This window comes from Pantoea sp. EEL5 (assembly GCF_049892805.1).
Taxonomy (GTDB): domain Bacteria; phylum Pseudomonadota; class Gammaproteobacteria; order Enterobacterales; family Enterobacteriaceae; genus Pantoea; species Pantoea ananatis.
On record NZ_JBNDNJ010000001.1, the window covers coordinates 1,431,271 to 1,445,950 of the forward strand.

The window sequence follows — 14,680 nt, forward strand, 5'->3', positions numbered from 1 at the left end:
TAATCAGACTATGTTTAGCCATTAATAACCCCCTTTTGATTGCGTGTATTTGACCTTCACCTCTTACCTTAGAGTGTTACCGGTAAAGTACAAGCCCCGTTCACAAAATGAAACATAAAGCCCTGCTTATATATTGTGACCAGTTTGTTACAAGCGTATGGATTGTCGCGGAGGCGCGCTTTAAGGGGACAGTGGACAGTGAGCAGGAAGGCGGGCAACGCACAGGAGTGACAAACGGCAAAGGCACCGTGCTCGCACCTTTGCCGGGTGAAGGGGGATTATCCGACGCCCAACGCTGATTTCACCTCTTGTGCGATTTTCTCAACCTGTGGGCCATAAATCACCTGCACATCCTGTTCGCTCACGCGGTTAATACCATTCGCGCCGGTACGCATTAACGTCTGATCCACCACTTCTTTCATGTCTTTGACGCGAACCCGCAAACGCGTGAAGCAGCAATCGACATCCTCTATATTGGCCGCCCCGCCCAGTCCACTGATGATCACGTTAGTGCGCTCGCTGGCTTCAACAAGCTGGGGTTTTTCATCGTCCGTTTCCCGCCCGGGCGTTTCGACATGCATGCGCGTAATCACATAACGAAACGCGTAGTAATAAACCGGTGCGTAGATTGCCCCAAGCACCAGCGTCCACCACCAGTGGGTTTTACTGCCACCCAGCACGCCGAAGACCACCAGATCGATAATGCCGCCCTGCACATTACCAATCATCAGATGTAGCATCGACATCAGCATAAATGACAGGCCCGTTAGAAATGCATGCAGCAGATAGAGCACCGGCGAAACAAAAATAAAGCAGAACTCCAGCGGTTCGGTGATCCCGGTGGTAAAGGACGTCAGCGCGCCGGCCATGACCAGCGCCTTAACGCGCTGTTTATGCTCAGGCCTTGCGGTGTGATAGATCGCCAGGGCCGCGGCCGGCAGGCCAAACATCATGACCGGTATTTTTCCCTGCGCCAGAAACTGCGTGGCGGTGCGGAGCGTCGCATCAGGAATCATCCCGGGATGGGTCAGCGAGGTATTGAAGATATTCAACGCACCAACAATCGTCTGCCCGTCCACGATGGCCATACCGCCGATGGGCGTAAAGCGTACGGTTTCATTCAGGATGTGATGCAGGCCCGTCGGGATCAGAATACGTTCTGAAGCGCCCAGCAGGAACGCACCATACTGCCCGCTCCGACCGATCATCTGTCCTACCCAGGCAATACCTTCACCGATAGTGGGCCAGACGAGCGCCAGAAGCACGCCGATCAGCGGCAGGAAAACCACCGTCACGATGGGCACAAAACGGCGTCCGCCAAAGAAACTGATCGCTGTGGGGAGTTGCTGCGTATAAAAGCGGTTATGCAACATGACGGTAAGCAGTCCGGCAATCACGCCGCCCAGCACGCTCATGTTATAGGTGAAGATGCCCAGCATCTGGATATATTCTGCCGAGGTCATCATGGCCGTGGTTTGATCCATTCCGGCCTGCTGCAGCGCCTGAGGTGTGGTCGTGGCGGCGGTAATGCCCCTGGCGGCCAGCGTGGCGTTAATGCCGACATTCATGGCGATATAGCCGATAACTGCGGCAAAGGCTGCCGTCGGCTTTTCCGCTTTTGCCAGCCCGATGGCGCTGGCCACGGCAAAGAACAGCGGCAGATTAGCAAAGAGCGCGCCTGCGACTTTGCGAATAAACCCGATGATAAGCTGGGCAACCTGCATCTGTGCGAAGGCTTCACCAGTGACGGCGGGATTCTGCATGGCGGCTGCCAGCCCCAGAAAGATGCCGGCCGCCGCAATCACCGAAATCGGCATCATCAACGCCTTGCCAAACGCATGGATCTGGCTGGTCAGTTGTTTCATGGTGTCGCGCCCTTTTCTGTTTTAAACAGCAAGTATTAGCGCGATGTGCCGATAACACCCGTTATGGCAAGGTTACGAAAAGGTAAAACATGAACACCATCACACTTGGCGTGCCCCACGATAAACGCCAGCTATCGCACCATTAAGCCAATCAATTAGACAAGCTTTGTCGTGAATAGCACACTAATCTTTACCATCAGGATATATCCTTGCAACATTCGTCCAACATAAAAATAAGCCTGCACACATGATGAAATTTAAGCGTCAAATTAAGCCATACCGTGCCGCAGCGGGCGGCTGGGGTTCACTGGAAGCCACCACACGTTTTGTTTTCGACAGTAAAGCTGCGCTGAAAAATTTGCGTAACCTCATGCGCATGAACAAAGCACGCGGCTTCGACTGCCCGGGCTGTGCCTGGGGCGATGACAATAAAAGTACCTTTAGCTTCTGCGAAAACGGTGCGAAAGCCGTCACCTGGGAAGCCACGCGCCGCGTTGTTGATACCGACTTTTTTGCCAAACACAGCGTGGCAACCCTGTATGCACAAAGCGACTATTTTCTGGAATATCAGGGCCGCCTGACACATCCGTTGCGCTACAACGCCGAAAGCGATCATTACGAACCCATCAGCTGGGATGATGCCTTTGCGCTCATCGCACAACATATTAAAGCGATGGATAACCCGGATCAGATGGAGCTATACACCTCTGGTCGCGCCAGTAATGAAGCCTCCTGGCTTTATCAGCTGTTCGGCCGCATGTTGGGCACCAATAACTTCCCGGACTGCTCCAATATGTGTCACGAGGCAAGCGGTGCGGGCCTGAAACGCAGCATCGGCGTGGGTAAAGGCACCATCCGTCTTGACGATTTTGACCATGCCGATGCCATTTTTGTCTTTGGCCAGAATCCAGGGACAAACCATCCGCGCATGCTGCACAGCCTGCGTCACGCCGCCGACCATGGCGCAAAAATCGTGACCTTTAACACGCTACGCGAGCGCGGTCTGGAACGTTTTGCCGATCCGCAAAAGCCGCTGGAAATTGTCACGTCTAAAGCGGGCACCATCAGCTCTGCCTATTACCAGCCGCATCTGGGCGGTGATATGGCTGCCGTTCGCGGCATGGTCAAAGCCCTGCTGGAAACGCATCGTGCACGCCTTGCGGCGGGCGAAAGCGGCCTGTTCGACCAGGCTTTCCTGAATGCCAAAACCCATGGCGTTGAGGCCTATTTTGATGCGGTTGATAACACCGACTGGATGCAGATTGTGGCGCAGTCCGGCCTGACAGAGGCACAAATCCGCGAAGCGGCGGCAATTTATCAGAGTGCCGATCGGGTTATTTGCACCTGGGCGATGGGCATCACCCAACACAAGCATTCGGTTGATACCGTGCGTGAAATCACCAACCTGCAGCTGCTGTTTGGGCAGTTAGGCAAAAAAGGGGCGGGCCTGTGCCCTGTTCGCGGTCACAGCAATGTTCAGGGTAACCGCACCATGGGCATTGATGAAAAACCGGCTAAGCCTTTCCTCGACGCGCTGGGTCAGCACTTTGGCTTCGAACCCCCGCGTGCTGCAGGCCACAATACTGTTGAAGCGCTCAACGCCATGCTGCGTGATGAAATCAAAGTGCTTATCGCGCTCGGGGGCAACCTCGCAGCGGCGGCACCGGATTCTCCGCGCACCGAAGAAGCCTTGTCCCGTTGTGGTCTGACGGTGCACATCAGCACCAAGCTTAACCGCAGCCACCTCGTGCCGGGTCATGAAGGACTGATTCTGCCTACGCTGGGCCGCACCGAGCGCGATCTGCAGGCTACGGGTAACCAGTTCATTACGGTCGAAGACTCCTTCAGCATGGTTCATGCCTCTGAAGGCGTGGGGATTCCGTTGGCGGAGACGCAGCGTTCTGAAACCTCAATTGTGGCGAGTATTGCTCACGCGGTTCTCGGTGATGACAAGGTGAAGTGGTTAGATCTGGCGGCGGATTACAACCTGATTCGCGATCATATCGCGGCAACGATTCCGGGTTTTGCCGACTTCAATACCAAATGCGATCAGCCTGGCGGGTTCTATCTTGGCAACGCGGCGGCAGAACTGCGTTTTAATACGCCGACCGGCAAGGCTGAGTTTAGCCCTGCTGCGCTGCCCCACTCGCTGTTTCCGCAGTTGGATCAGGACGTGCCCTTCACGCTGCAAACGCTGCGTTCGCACGATCAGTACAACACGACGATCTACGGTCTCGACGACCGCTATCGCGGCGTTTACGGTCAGCGCGAAGTCGTCTTCATCAACCCCGATGACATGGCTGAATTAGGGTTCAGCGAAGGGCAGAATGTGGATATTGAAACGCTGTGGAATGATGGCGTCACGCGTCGCGTCAGCGGCTTCAAGCTGGTGCCTTATAACATTCCTCGCGGCAACCTGGCCGCCTACTATCCTGAAACCAACCCGCTGGTTCCGTTAAACAGCTTCGGTGATATCAGCGGCACGCCCACCTCAAAATCCGTGCCGGTTAAGCTCGAACTGACGCAGGCGCTGGCAACCCAACGCATCGCCTGATTCAGGCTTTTCTCCAGGCAAAAAGCCGGTTCGTCCGGCTTTTTGCCTTGCCGCGAGACCCCGATTCGCGTAAAACTGTCAGCCGCTATTAGGCCACGAAACGTAAAAATCATGTTCCAGGATAATCCGCTGCTTGCGCAGCTTAAAGAGAAGCTTCACTCGCAAACGCCCCGTGCAGAAGGCGTTGTTAAAGGCACCGAAAAGGGATTCGGCTTTCTGGAAGTCGATGCACAGAAAAGTTATTTCATCCCGCCGCCACAGATGAAAAAAGTGATGCATGGCGACCGTATCGTTGCCATCGTCCACAGCGATAAAGATCGCGAAAGTGCCGAGCCTGAAACGCTGGTCGAGCCCTTTCTGAGCCGTTTTGTTGGCCGCGTGCAGAAAAAAGATGACCGCCTTTCTATCGTGCCCGATCATCCTCTGCTCAAAGACGCGATTCAGTGTCGTCCGGTCCGTGGACTGAGCCATGATTTCCAGAACGGCGACTGGGCCGTGGCAGAAATGCGTCGCCATCCCTTAAAAGGCGACCGTGGCTTTTATGCCGAACTCACCGAATTTATCGTTAAAGCCGACGACCACCTTGCACCGTGGTGGGTGACACTGTCACGTCATAATCTGGAGCGCGAAGCGCCAGAAATCGGCTTTGGCGAGATGCTGGACGAAAGCCTGACGCGTGAAGACCTGACCGCGCTGGATTTTGTGACCATCGACAGCGCCAGCACGGAAGATATGGACGATGCGCTGTATGCTGAAGCGCTGGACGATGGCGCCCTGCGTCTCACTATCGCCATTGCCGATCCGACCGCTTATGTTGCCGAAGGCAGCGAGCTGGATAAGCTGGCGGCGCAGCGTGCCTTTACCAACTACCTGCCGGGCTTCAATATTCCCATGCTGCCGCGCGAGCTGTCTGACGATGTCTGCTCGCTGCGCCCTGACGTGCGTCGGCCGGTTCTGGCCTGCCGCGTGACCGTGGCTCAGGATGGAAGCCTGGCGGACGATGTGCAGTTCTTTGCGGCCTGGATCGAGTCCAAAGCCAAGCTGGTGTACGACGAGGTTTCAGACTGGCTGGAAAACAGTGGCGAATGGCAACCACAGAGCGACGCGATTGCTGACCAGATTCGTCTGCTGCACCGTCTGTGCCTGTCACGCGCCGAGTGGCGTCAAAACCACGCGCTGGTGTTTAAAGATCGCCCGGACTATCGTTTCCTGCTGGGCGAAAAAGGCGAAGTGCTGGAAATCGTCGCCGAACCGCGCCGCATAGCGAACCGGATGGTTGAAGAAGCGATGATTCTGGCGAATATCTGTGCCGCCAACGTCCTGCGCGAAAAGCTGGGCTTTGGTATCTACAACGTCCATGCCGGTTTTGACGCAGCAAACGCCGAACAGGCCGCCGCTGTCCTGGCAACTCACGGCATCACGGCCGATCCGCAGGCGATCACCACGCTCGACGGTTTCCGCGTACTGCGTCGTGAGCTGGATGCGCAGCCTACTCAGTTCCTTGACAGCCGCATTCGTCGTTTCCAGACCTATGCAGAGATCACCACCGAGCCGGGCCCGCACTTTGGTTTGGGGCTGGAAGCCTATGCCACTTGGACCTCACCGATTCGTAAGTTTGGCGATATGATCAACCATCGTCTGCTGAAGGCGATCGTGCGCGGCGAACCCATCGGCCGTCCGGACGATGCGCTGACAGTCACCATGAGCGAGCGTCGTCGTCTAAACCGCATGGCCGAGCGCGACGTGGGTGACTGGCTCTATGCCCGCTATCTGTCGCCGTTTGCCGCAACTGACCGCAAGTTTAGCGCAGAAATCATTGATGTATCGCGTGGTGGCATGCGGGTCCGTCTGCTGGAAAATGGCGCCGTCGCGTTTATTCCTGCGCCGTTCCTGCATGCGGTGCGCGATGAGCTGGTGTGCAGCCAGGAAAGCGGTACGGTACAGATTAAAGGTGACGTGGTTTACCGCGTATCCGACGTGATTGACGTGACCATTGCGGAAGTTCGCATGGAAACACGCAGCATTGTTGCACGTCCTGCCGCCTAAGACACCACCGTCGGGACAGCACAGCCTGCTCCGACGGTCTTTTTTCCTCCGCCTGCCCCTGTATCTTCGCGTTAAATTTGCTCCACGCTTCACAGTTTTATCTTTATTAACTTCCACTTACATTACATTACATTAACGTTAGCTCGTTGTATCCGATCGCCTTCCATTCGGTCTCTACAAGGAGTGAGTTATGAAGAACGTCAAAAACGGCGTGCTCTGGCTGGCAGTGGCGTTAATTGGCGCGGGTGCGTTCGCGATGCTGGCGCTTAACCGCGGCGAGCACGTCAACGCAGTCTGGCTGGTGATTGCCGCCGTAGCCTGTTACAGCATCGCTTATCGTTTTTACAGCCTGTTTATCGCCCGCAACATTTTTGAACTGGACGATCGCCGTCTTACCCCCGCCGAGCGCCTCAGCGATGGTCTTGACTATGTGCCCACCAATAAGTGGGTGCTGTTCGGTCACCATTTTGCGGCGATCGCGGGCGCCGGGCCGCTGGTCGGCCCTATTCTGGCGGCCCAGATGGGCTTTCTGCCAGGCACGATCTGGATCCTGATTGGGGTTATGATGGCGGGCGCGGTGCAGGACTTTCTGATCCTGTTTATCTCTACGCGACGTGACGGCCGTTCCTTAGGTGAAATGGCCCGTCAGGAGCTGGGCGCCTTTGCCGGGGTTATTACCATGCTGGGTGCGCTGGGCGTGATGATCATCATTCTCTCCGCGCTGGCGCTGGTGGTGGTTAAAGCCCTGGCGAACAGCCCGTGGGGGCTGTTCACCATTGCAGCAACGATTCCTATCGCCCTGTTTATGGGCATTTACATGCGCTTTCTGCGCCCGGGTAAGATCGCCGAAGTCTCCTTGATCGGTTTTGTGCTGATGATGGCGGCCATTATCTACGGTGGTGATGTGGCTCAGCATCCTTACTGGGGCCCGTTCTTCACCCTGAAAGGCACCTCTCTGACCTGGGTACTGGTCATCTATGGTTTTATCGCCTCGGTGCTGCCGGTCTGGCTGCTGCTGGCTCCCAGAGATTACCTGTCTACTTTCCTGAAAATCGGCGTAATTGTCGGGCTGGCCGTTGGCATCGTCTTTGCCATGCCAGAACTGAAAATGCCCGCTGTGACCAAATTTATTGATGGCTCAGGCCCGGTTTTTTCCGGCGCCCTGTTCCCGTTCCTGTTTATCACCATTGCCTGTGGCGCCATCTCCGGCTTCCATGCGCTGGTCTCCAGCGGCACCACGCCGAAGCTGATTGAGCGTGAAAGCCATATTCGCTTTATCGGTTACGGCGCGATGCTGATGGAGTCGTTTGTGGCAATCATGGCGCTGATATGCGCCTCCGTGCTGGACCCAGGCGTTTACTTTGCGATGAACGCCCCTGCTGCACTGATTGGCACTACGGTAGAAAATGCCGCTCAGGTGATTAACGGCTGGGGCTTTGTCGTCACACCTGAAATGTTAAGCGGTATCGCCAGAGACGTGGGAGAAGCCTCAATTCTGTCACGCGCCGGGGGCGCGCCAACCTTTGCGGTCGGCATGGCGCACATCATTACGGAGGTGTTCAACAGCCGCGCGATGATGGCCTTCTGGTATCACTTTGCCATCCTATTTGAAGCCCTGTTTATCTTAACCGCCGTGGATGCCGGTACGCGCGCTTGCCGGTTTATGGTGCAGGATCTGGTCGGTACGGTTGTGCCTTCACTGGCCAATAACCGCTCATGGCTCGGCAACCTTTCCGGCACGACCGTCGCCGTCGCAGGTTGGGGTTTCTTCGTTTATCAGGGCGTGATCGATCCACTGGGCGGGATTAACACGTTGTGGCCACTGTTTGGTATTGGTAATCAGATGCTGGCATCGATGGCGCTGATTCTGGGCACGGTCGTGCTGTTTAAGATGAAAAAGCAGCGCTATGCGTGGGTGACGATTCTGCCCACTATCTGGCTGTTTATTACGTCGATGACAGCAGGTTGGCAAAAAATTTTCCACGAAAAACCGTCAATTGGTTTTCTTGCTCAGGCCAATAAATTCCGAAAAGGCCTGGATGATGGCGTGATCATCGCCCCCGCGAAAACCGTGGCCGATATGCAAACCATCGTATTCAGTAACCAGATTAATGCTGCCCTGTGCGGGTTCTTTATGCTGGTTGCCGTTACGATGCTGATTGCGGCCTTCTTTGTCATTCGTCGCGCGCTGCGTAGCGATGTGCCCACTACGCATGAGTCAGACATATCCTTACGTAAGGAGCTTCGTCATGGTTGACAGCATCCATCGCGTAGCGCGCCCACAGGGTCGCTGGCATATAATGCGCTGCACGTTGCTTTCCAGGCCAAAACCCGTGGGTTTTCGCTGGCGAGCGCTGTGGCAGGGACTTCAGCAAAGTTTTCGTTTGATGGTCGGCGTGCAGGATTACCCGAAATATCTGCAGCATATGCGGCAACATCATCCTGACATTACGCCGATGAGCGAGCGGGACTTTCATCGTTATTGTCTGGATGCCCGCTTCCCCAGCCAGGCCGGAAAGCTGGGAAAATGTCCGTGCTGAACAGAAAGTGTGCCCCGCTTCGGCGGGGTTTTTTCTGCCCGTTTTTTCTGGAAAGCAAAATAAATACAGTTTCGTCTTGTGCTGGCGTCAGTTGATGAATACTGTTGCTAAAATAACGAGATAACGCCAGCAATGTACTTCCTGGAGGGAGTGACCATGACCGATGAACAAGGGCAATCGTTGTTGTATACCTTGTTTGGTACAACCAGCCCTCATTGGCGATTAACCGCAGACAGTGATGCGCTGCTTTTTGCCTTAGATGAATCATCGAACACCAGCGTTGCTGTGCCACTGACGCCCGGCCAGTGCAGTTTATTGCGCGCGATGCCCGTTATTACTTCCAGTATTAATCTGACGTTAACGATTCACGGCGAGCAGGTCGCCATGCATTTTGTTGGCCGGCGGATCAACCAGTCCGTGTGGGCGGGCACCGCTTCGGCATGGGGCGATACGTCGGCGGTGGCGCGCGACCTGACGCTGGGCCTGTCATTTGCTGAACAGGTCGTGTCGGAGGCCAACTCGGTCATCGTTATCCTTGATCAGCGCGGCAACATTCAACGCTTTAACCGCCTCAGCGAAGAGTATACCGGCCTGTATGAACAGGATGTGATCGGCCGTAATGTTTTCCAGCTGTTTATGACCAAACAGGAAGCCGCGGCCTCACGCAGGAACATCGCAGGGTTCTTTCGCGATGGAAATTCCTACGAAGTGGAACGCTGGATCAAAACGATGAAAGGACAGCGACTGTTTCTTTTTCGTAATAAGTTTGTTCACAGTGGCAGCGGTAAAAATGAAATTTTCCTCATCTGTTCAGGAACGGATATTACGGAAGAACGCCGTGCGCAGGAGCGCCTGCGCGTGATGGCCAACACCGATGGCATCACTGGCCTGCCCAATCGCCACGCGATTCACCAGCAAATCAGCCATGCGCTGGAGCGGGCTGAGGGCAGTGAAACCGGCGTGGTCTACCTGGATTTAGATAATTTCAAAAAAGTGAATGATGCCTACGGTCATATGTTCGGCGATCAACTGTTGCAGGCCGTTTCCCTGGCGATTCTGAGCTGTCTGAGCAAGAACCAGACGCTTGGACGGCTGGGCGGTGACGAGTTTGTGGTGCTGGCTGAGCACACCAGTCAGGCTGCGCTGGAAGCAATGGCTACGCGCATTCTCGATCGCCTGCGTCAGCCTTTCCGCATCGGCCTCATCGAGGTTTACAGCGGCTGCTCCGTCGGGATTGCCCTGGCTCCGCTACACGGAGAGGACCGTGAGTGTCTGATTCGTAACGCTGATACGGCGATGTATCACGCCAAAGAGAACAACCGTGGCAGCTATTGTGTTTTTGCCGAAGAGATGAACCGTCGGGTTTTTGAATATCTCTGGCTCGACACCAACCTGCGTAAAGCGCTGGAGCAGGACCATTTATTAGTGCACTACCAGCCCAAAGTGGATGCTGACGGTAAAGTGCGCAGTGCGGAAGCGCTGGTTCGCTGGAACTCACCCGAGCGCGGGCTGGTTTCACCCGGGGAATTTATTCCCTACGCGGAAGAATCCGGGCTGATCGTGCCACTGGGTCGCTGGGTCATGCTTAACGTGCTGAAGCAAATTATTGCCTGGCGGGAGCAGAATATTTATCTGCGCGTCGCGGTTAATGTCTCGGCGCGCCAGTTACTCGACCAGACAATCTACAGTGACCTGAAACAAGCCCTGACGGATGCCGGTTTAACCGAGTGCCCGGTGGATATCGAACTGACGGAAAGCTGCCTGATTGAGAATGAAGCCGAAGCGCTCAAGCTGATGCGTAAATTTCAGGAACTGGGTGCCCAGATTCACCTTGATGACTTTGGCACCGGTTATTCCTCCCTTTCACAGCTGGCTCGCGTCCCTATTAATGCCATCAAACTGGATCAAAGCTTTATCCGTAATGTGAATAAACGTCCCGTTTCTCAGTCACTCGTCAGGGCGATTGTTGCGGTAGCGAAGGCGCTTGATTTGCAGGTGATTGCCGAAGGTATTGAAACCGTCGATGAAGAAGCCTTTGTGCTAAAAAGCGGCGTCGATGGGCGGCAAGGCTATTTTTACGCAAAACCAATGCCCGCCGATCAGTTTGGGCACTGGCTGGCTCAGCATCCTGCCCGCGTGTAATTATCTAACCCGCTTTACGCAGTGATGCGCTGTGGCGGTTTTGTAACTGGACTAAACGTTCCATATAGGCAATATCCTTCGCTTCAAGCGTGAATGCATAATCTACCCAGTCCTCGGTGATATCCATCAGTTCCGCGCGTGACAGCTGCAGTACCCGCTGGCGCGCCTTTAGCATGGCGCGTACGCCATTCAGCTTAGGTCGCAGCGTATCGATAAAGGTGCGGGTGGCGCGGTAGCTGTCGCCCGGCTGGAAAACCTTATCGACCAGACCACGGGTTTCATACCATTCGGCACTGTGCGATTCGCCTTCCATAATCAGCTCTTCAGCCAGTTTCATGCCCGAACGCCGCGCGACTAATGAGTAGCCGCCCATTCCGGGAAACAGGTTAAAGGCGATTTCCGGAAACCCCATCCGCGCATTGTTTTGCGCCAGAATAAAGTGATGGGCCAGCGCGGCTTCAAAACCGCCGCCTAACGCACTGCCTTCAATCATCGCCAGCGTTACCGCGCCGGTGTCAAATCCGCGCGCCGCCGAGTGGATGCAGTCAACGCAGGCACGGGCATAAGCACGTAACGCTTCGCGCCGGTTGTTGCGGATACATTCCACAAAAAAGCGCAGATCGCCACCGGCATTAAACATTTGTGGGACTAACGAGCCGGTGACCCAGAAGTCGATAGGTAAGCCCGATCGCTGCGCCGTGTAACTCAGATTCATGATCTCTTCAATCAACTCATGATTAAAACTGGGTCGTGGCTGGGCGCGCAACATCATCCACATGGTGCGACGTCCTTCCTCGTAATAGGCAACTAACTGCGTGGTTTGTCCGGCTTCGGAAAACAGTCTGCATGTGGGTTGGTTAATCACGGTCATTGTCTCATCCTCTATTATTTTGATGCGCTAATTGCGCCACATCAGCCTAATCCAGAGTGAGGCCAGACCAAATGAGAGATTGATTTACAACATAAATTCCAGAGTGATCCCCGATGCACCACCTTTAAATGATTAGTAGACTTTCTTGATATCCGCAGCCTTTACCACGGAAAGGCGCGAACCTATAACCGGCATTGATGGGACTTTCCTTCCCTTAAGGCTCGCTCATCACGAGCCATTTCGGGACGCAGGCACCGCTGCGCCCCAGGCATTATTTCTGGCCGTACCAGGCATTTTCACCGTGTTTGCGCAAATAGTGCAGATCAAGCAGGGTCTGCTGAATGGGAGGCAGCCCGGCCGTGAGCTGCTGGCTAAACAATCCCATGTAAGCCACTTCTTCCAGTACCACTGCACTGTGGACGGCCGCATGTGCGTCTTTGCCCCAGGCGAAAGGCCCGTGAGAATTCACCAGCACGGCAGGAATGGCCGAAGGAGAAAGTCCGCGCTCGGCGAAGGTTTCAATGATCACCTCCCCCGTATTCCACTCATACTGATTTTTGATTTCTTCATCGCGCATGGCTCGGGTGCAGGGAATCTCACCGTAAAAGTCGTCCGCGTGGGTGGTGCCCCACGCGGGGATGGCACGTCCGGCCTGCGCCCAGATAGTGGCATGACGTGAATGCGTATGGACGATTCCGCCAACCTCAGGCCAGGCGAGGTAGAGTGCCCGGTGCGTAGCCGTATCGGATGAAGGCCGTTTTTCGCCTTCCACCACATCGCCGGTCGCCAGGTTGACCACCACCATGTCCTCCACTTTCATGACATCGTAACTGACGCCAGAAGGTTTAATCACTAACAGACCTTGCTCACGGTCAATCGCGCTGACGTTTCCCCATGTGAAGGTGACAAGGTTGTATTTGGGGAGATCCAGGTTGGCTTCCAGGACCTGTTGTTTAAGGTGTTCCAGCATTTTTTTCTCCTGCTGAGAAGGGTTTTCATAGTGTGCGGAGCAGGCAGAAAAAACGTTATGGAGCAAATAGCTAAAAAGCAGCGGAAAATAGCTGTGAATGAAAAATTGTGTCGCGAATTAAGAATTTTCCATCTTCGGAAATTCTGCAAAATGAATAGAATTCTGTCAGGCATCAGACAGGTCCATCTGTTAATGATGCTTTTCAGCCGCTACAAGCAGATTGTCCATGGTGTCTGGCATTTTTATACTGAAAGGATGCGGTAATCATGCCTCACAGGCGGCCTGAAAAAATTTCACAGCTATACTTACTGTGTTGCATCTGCATACACAATAAAGGAGAAGTTCATGACAATTACAATGAAAAAATTGACCGCCGCTGTCCTGGCGACCACGCTGGTTGTGGCGTTAAGCGGCTGTTCGAACTGGTCTAAACGCGACCGTAACACTGCGATTGGCGCAGGTGCCGGCGCAATTGGTGGCTCTGTATTAACCAACGGCAGCGCGCTGGGTACCGTGGGTGGTGCAGCTGTGGGTGGTATTATCGGTCACCAGGTTCACTAAGCACGCTATAACAATAAATCACGGCTACGCAGCGCATCTACATAATAAAAAACCGGACTACCTTGTAGTCCGGTTTCTTCTTTCAACCCCCAGCCAGTTTTACCTTCATCCCTTTGGCCTCCAGCAGGCTTTTTAATAAATCGCGCTTGTCGCCCTGGATTTCGATCACGCCCTCTTTCACCGACCCGCCACAACCGCATTTTTTCTTCAGTTCAGCGGCCAGCTGGTTCAGTGCTGCCTCATCCATATCGACGCCAGAAATCAGGCAAACACCTTTGCCTTTGCGTCCGCTGGTCTGGCGCTGAATGCGAACAATGCCGTCGCCTTTGGGCCGTTCCGCCTTTTGTTCGGGCTGAGTGATACGGCCAGCGTCGGTTGAATATACCAAGGGATTATCGCGACTCATTTTACGCTCTCCAAATCCTGCAACAGCGCCTTAAGCGTCGCTGCGGGGTCCGCTGACTGCGTAATGGGACGTCCTATTACCATATAATCGACGCCAGCAAGGCGGGCCTGCTGTGGCGTCATAACGCGGCGCTGATCGCCCGCGTCGCTTCCCTGAGGCCTAATGCCGGGAGTAACCAGCTTAAAATCATGGCCGATCGCCTGTTTGAACCGCGCGGCTTCATGTGCGGAGCAGACAACCCCATCAAGACCGCATTCGCGCGTGAGTTTTGCCAGGCGTTCAGCCTGCTCTGCGGGAGACAGCGCTATGCCCAGGCCCAGTAAGTCTTCGGCATCCATGCTGGTCAGCACGGTGACGGCAATCAGTAACGGCGCCTGCTCACCATAGGGAAGAAGCGCTTCACGGGCGGCATTCATCATGCGTGCCCCGCCGCTCGCATGAACGTTCACCATCCAGACGCCAAGATCGGCGGCAGCAGCGACCGCACGGGCGGTGGTATTGGGGATATCGTGAAATTTCAGGTCGAGAAAGATCTCAAATCCACGCTGTTGCAGGGTTTTTACCAGCTGTGGGCCGAACAATGTGAACATTTCTTTGCCCACTTTCAGGCGGCAGCTGCCCGGCTCTATCTGATCGACAAAATGCAGTGCGCTGTTCATATCGTGGTAATCAAGCGCCACTAACACCGGTGAAGTCTGGGATAAGGCCATGCTATTTCCTCTGCG

Annotated in this window: 11 protein-coding genes; 6 read left to right on the forward strand and 5 right to left on the reverse strand. The window is 54.9% G+C overall.

The genetic code is table 11. From position 1 onward, the window contains the following. Positions 1-278: 278 nt before the first annotated feature. Positions 279-1,865: a PTS transporter subunit EIIC gene (locus ACPXSQ_RS06840; protein ID WP_013025915.1), complete on the reverse strand. Its 1,587-nt coding sequence runs from the start codon at positions 1,863-1,865 to the stop codon at positions 279-281. A 250-nt stretch (positions 1,866-2,115) separates the two neighbouring features. Between ACPXSQ_RS06840 and ACPXSQ_RS06845 the strand changes: the two genes are divergently transcribed. From ACPXSQ_RS06845 to pdeR, 5 genes are all read left to right on the forward strand, one after another. Further along, complete coding sequence (locus tag ACPXSQ_RS06845) at positions 2,116-4,419, forward strand: FdhF/YdeP family oxidoreductase (protein WP_026020940.1); 2,304 nt, start codon at positions 2,116-2,118, stop codon at positions 4,417-4,419. 111 nt (positions 4,420-4,530) lie between these two features. Continuing rightward, positions 4,531-6,465 (forward strand): exoribonuclease II, encoded by a 1,935-nt coding sequence (locus ACPXSQ_RS06850; protein ID WP_210452695.1) that lies wholly within the window; start codon positions 4,531-4,533, stop codon positions 6,463-6,465. Between the two features lie 190 nt (positions 6,466-6,655). Continuing rightward, positions 6,656-8,722: a carbon starvation CstA family protein gene (locus tag ACPXSQ_RS06855; RefSeq protein WP_013025918.1), complete on the forward strand. Its 2,067-nt coding sequence runs from the start codon at positions 6,656-6,658 to the stop codon at positions 8,720-8,722. Then, positions 8,715-9,005: a YbdD/YjiX family protein gene (locus tag ACPXSQ_RS06860; protein WP_013025919.1), complete on the forward strand. Its 291-nt coding sequence runs from the start codon at positions 8,715-8,717 to the stop codon at positions 9,003-9,005. Before ACPXSQ_RS06855 ends, ACPXSQ_RS06860 begins: the two co-directional genes overlap by 8 nt. A gap of 156 nt (positions 9,006-9,161) precedes the next feature. Next, positions 9,162-11,147: a cyclic di-GMP phosphodiesterase gene (pdeR, locus tag ACPXSQ_RS06865; protein WP_014605742.1), complete on the forward strand. Its 1,986-nt coding sequence runs from the start codon at positions 9,162-9,164 to the stop codon at positions 11,145-11,147. Between the two features lie 4 nt (positions 11,148-11,151). Here the strand turns inward: pdeR and ACPXSQ_RS06870 are convergent, their stop codons facing one another. Both ACPXSQ_RS06870 and araD read right to left on the reverse strand, forming a co-directional pair. Beyond that, positions 11,152-12,018, reverse strand: a complete 867-nt coding sequence (locus ACPXSQ_RS06870; RefSeq protein ID WP_013025921.1) for a crotonase/enoyl-CoA hydratase family protein — start codon at positions 12,016-12,018, stop codon at positions 11,152-11,154. 271 nt (positions 12,019-12,289) lie between these two features. Next, positions 12,290-12,988, reverse strand: coding sequence for an L-ribulose-5-phosphate 4-epimerase (araD, locus tag ACPXSQ_RS06875; RefSeq protein WP_015700217.1), 699 nt, complete (start codon positions 12,986-12,988; stop codon positions 12,290-12,292). 345 nt (positions 12,989-13,333) lie between these two features. On the opposite strand from araD, the gene osmB reads away from it, so the two are divergent. Then, complete coding sequence (gene osmB, locus ACPXSQ_RS06880; protein ID WP_013025923.1) at positions 13,334-13,549, forward strand: osmotically-inducible lipoprotein OsmB; 216 nt, start codon at positions 13,334-13,336, stop codon at positions 13,547-13,549. Positions 13,550-13,631: 82 nt separating this feature from the next. Here the strand turns inward: osmB and yciH are convergent, their stop codons facing one another. Both yciH and pyrF read right to left on the reverse strand, forming a co-directional pair. Beyond that, positions 13,632-13,955, reverse strand: a complete 324-nt coding sequence (gene yciH, locus ACPXSQ_RS06885; protein ID WP_014593803.1) for a stress response translation initiation inhibitor YciH — start codon at positions 13,953-13,955, stop codon at positions 13,632-13,634. Next, positions 13,952-14,665, reverse strand: a complete 714-nt coding sequence (pyrF, locus tag ACPXSQ_RS06890) for an orotidine-5'-phosphate decarboxylase (RefSeq protein WP_088900289.1) — start codon at positions 14,663-14,665, stop codon at positions 13,952-13,954. The genes yciH and pyrF overlap by 4 nt, the downstream gene beginning before the upstream one ends. Positions 14,666-14,680: the final 15 nt, after the last annotated feature.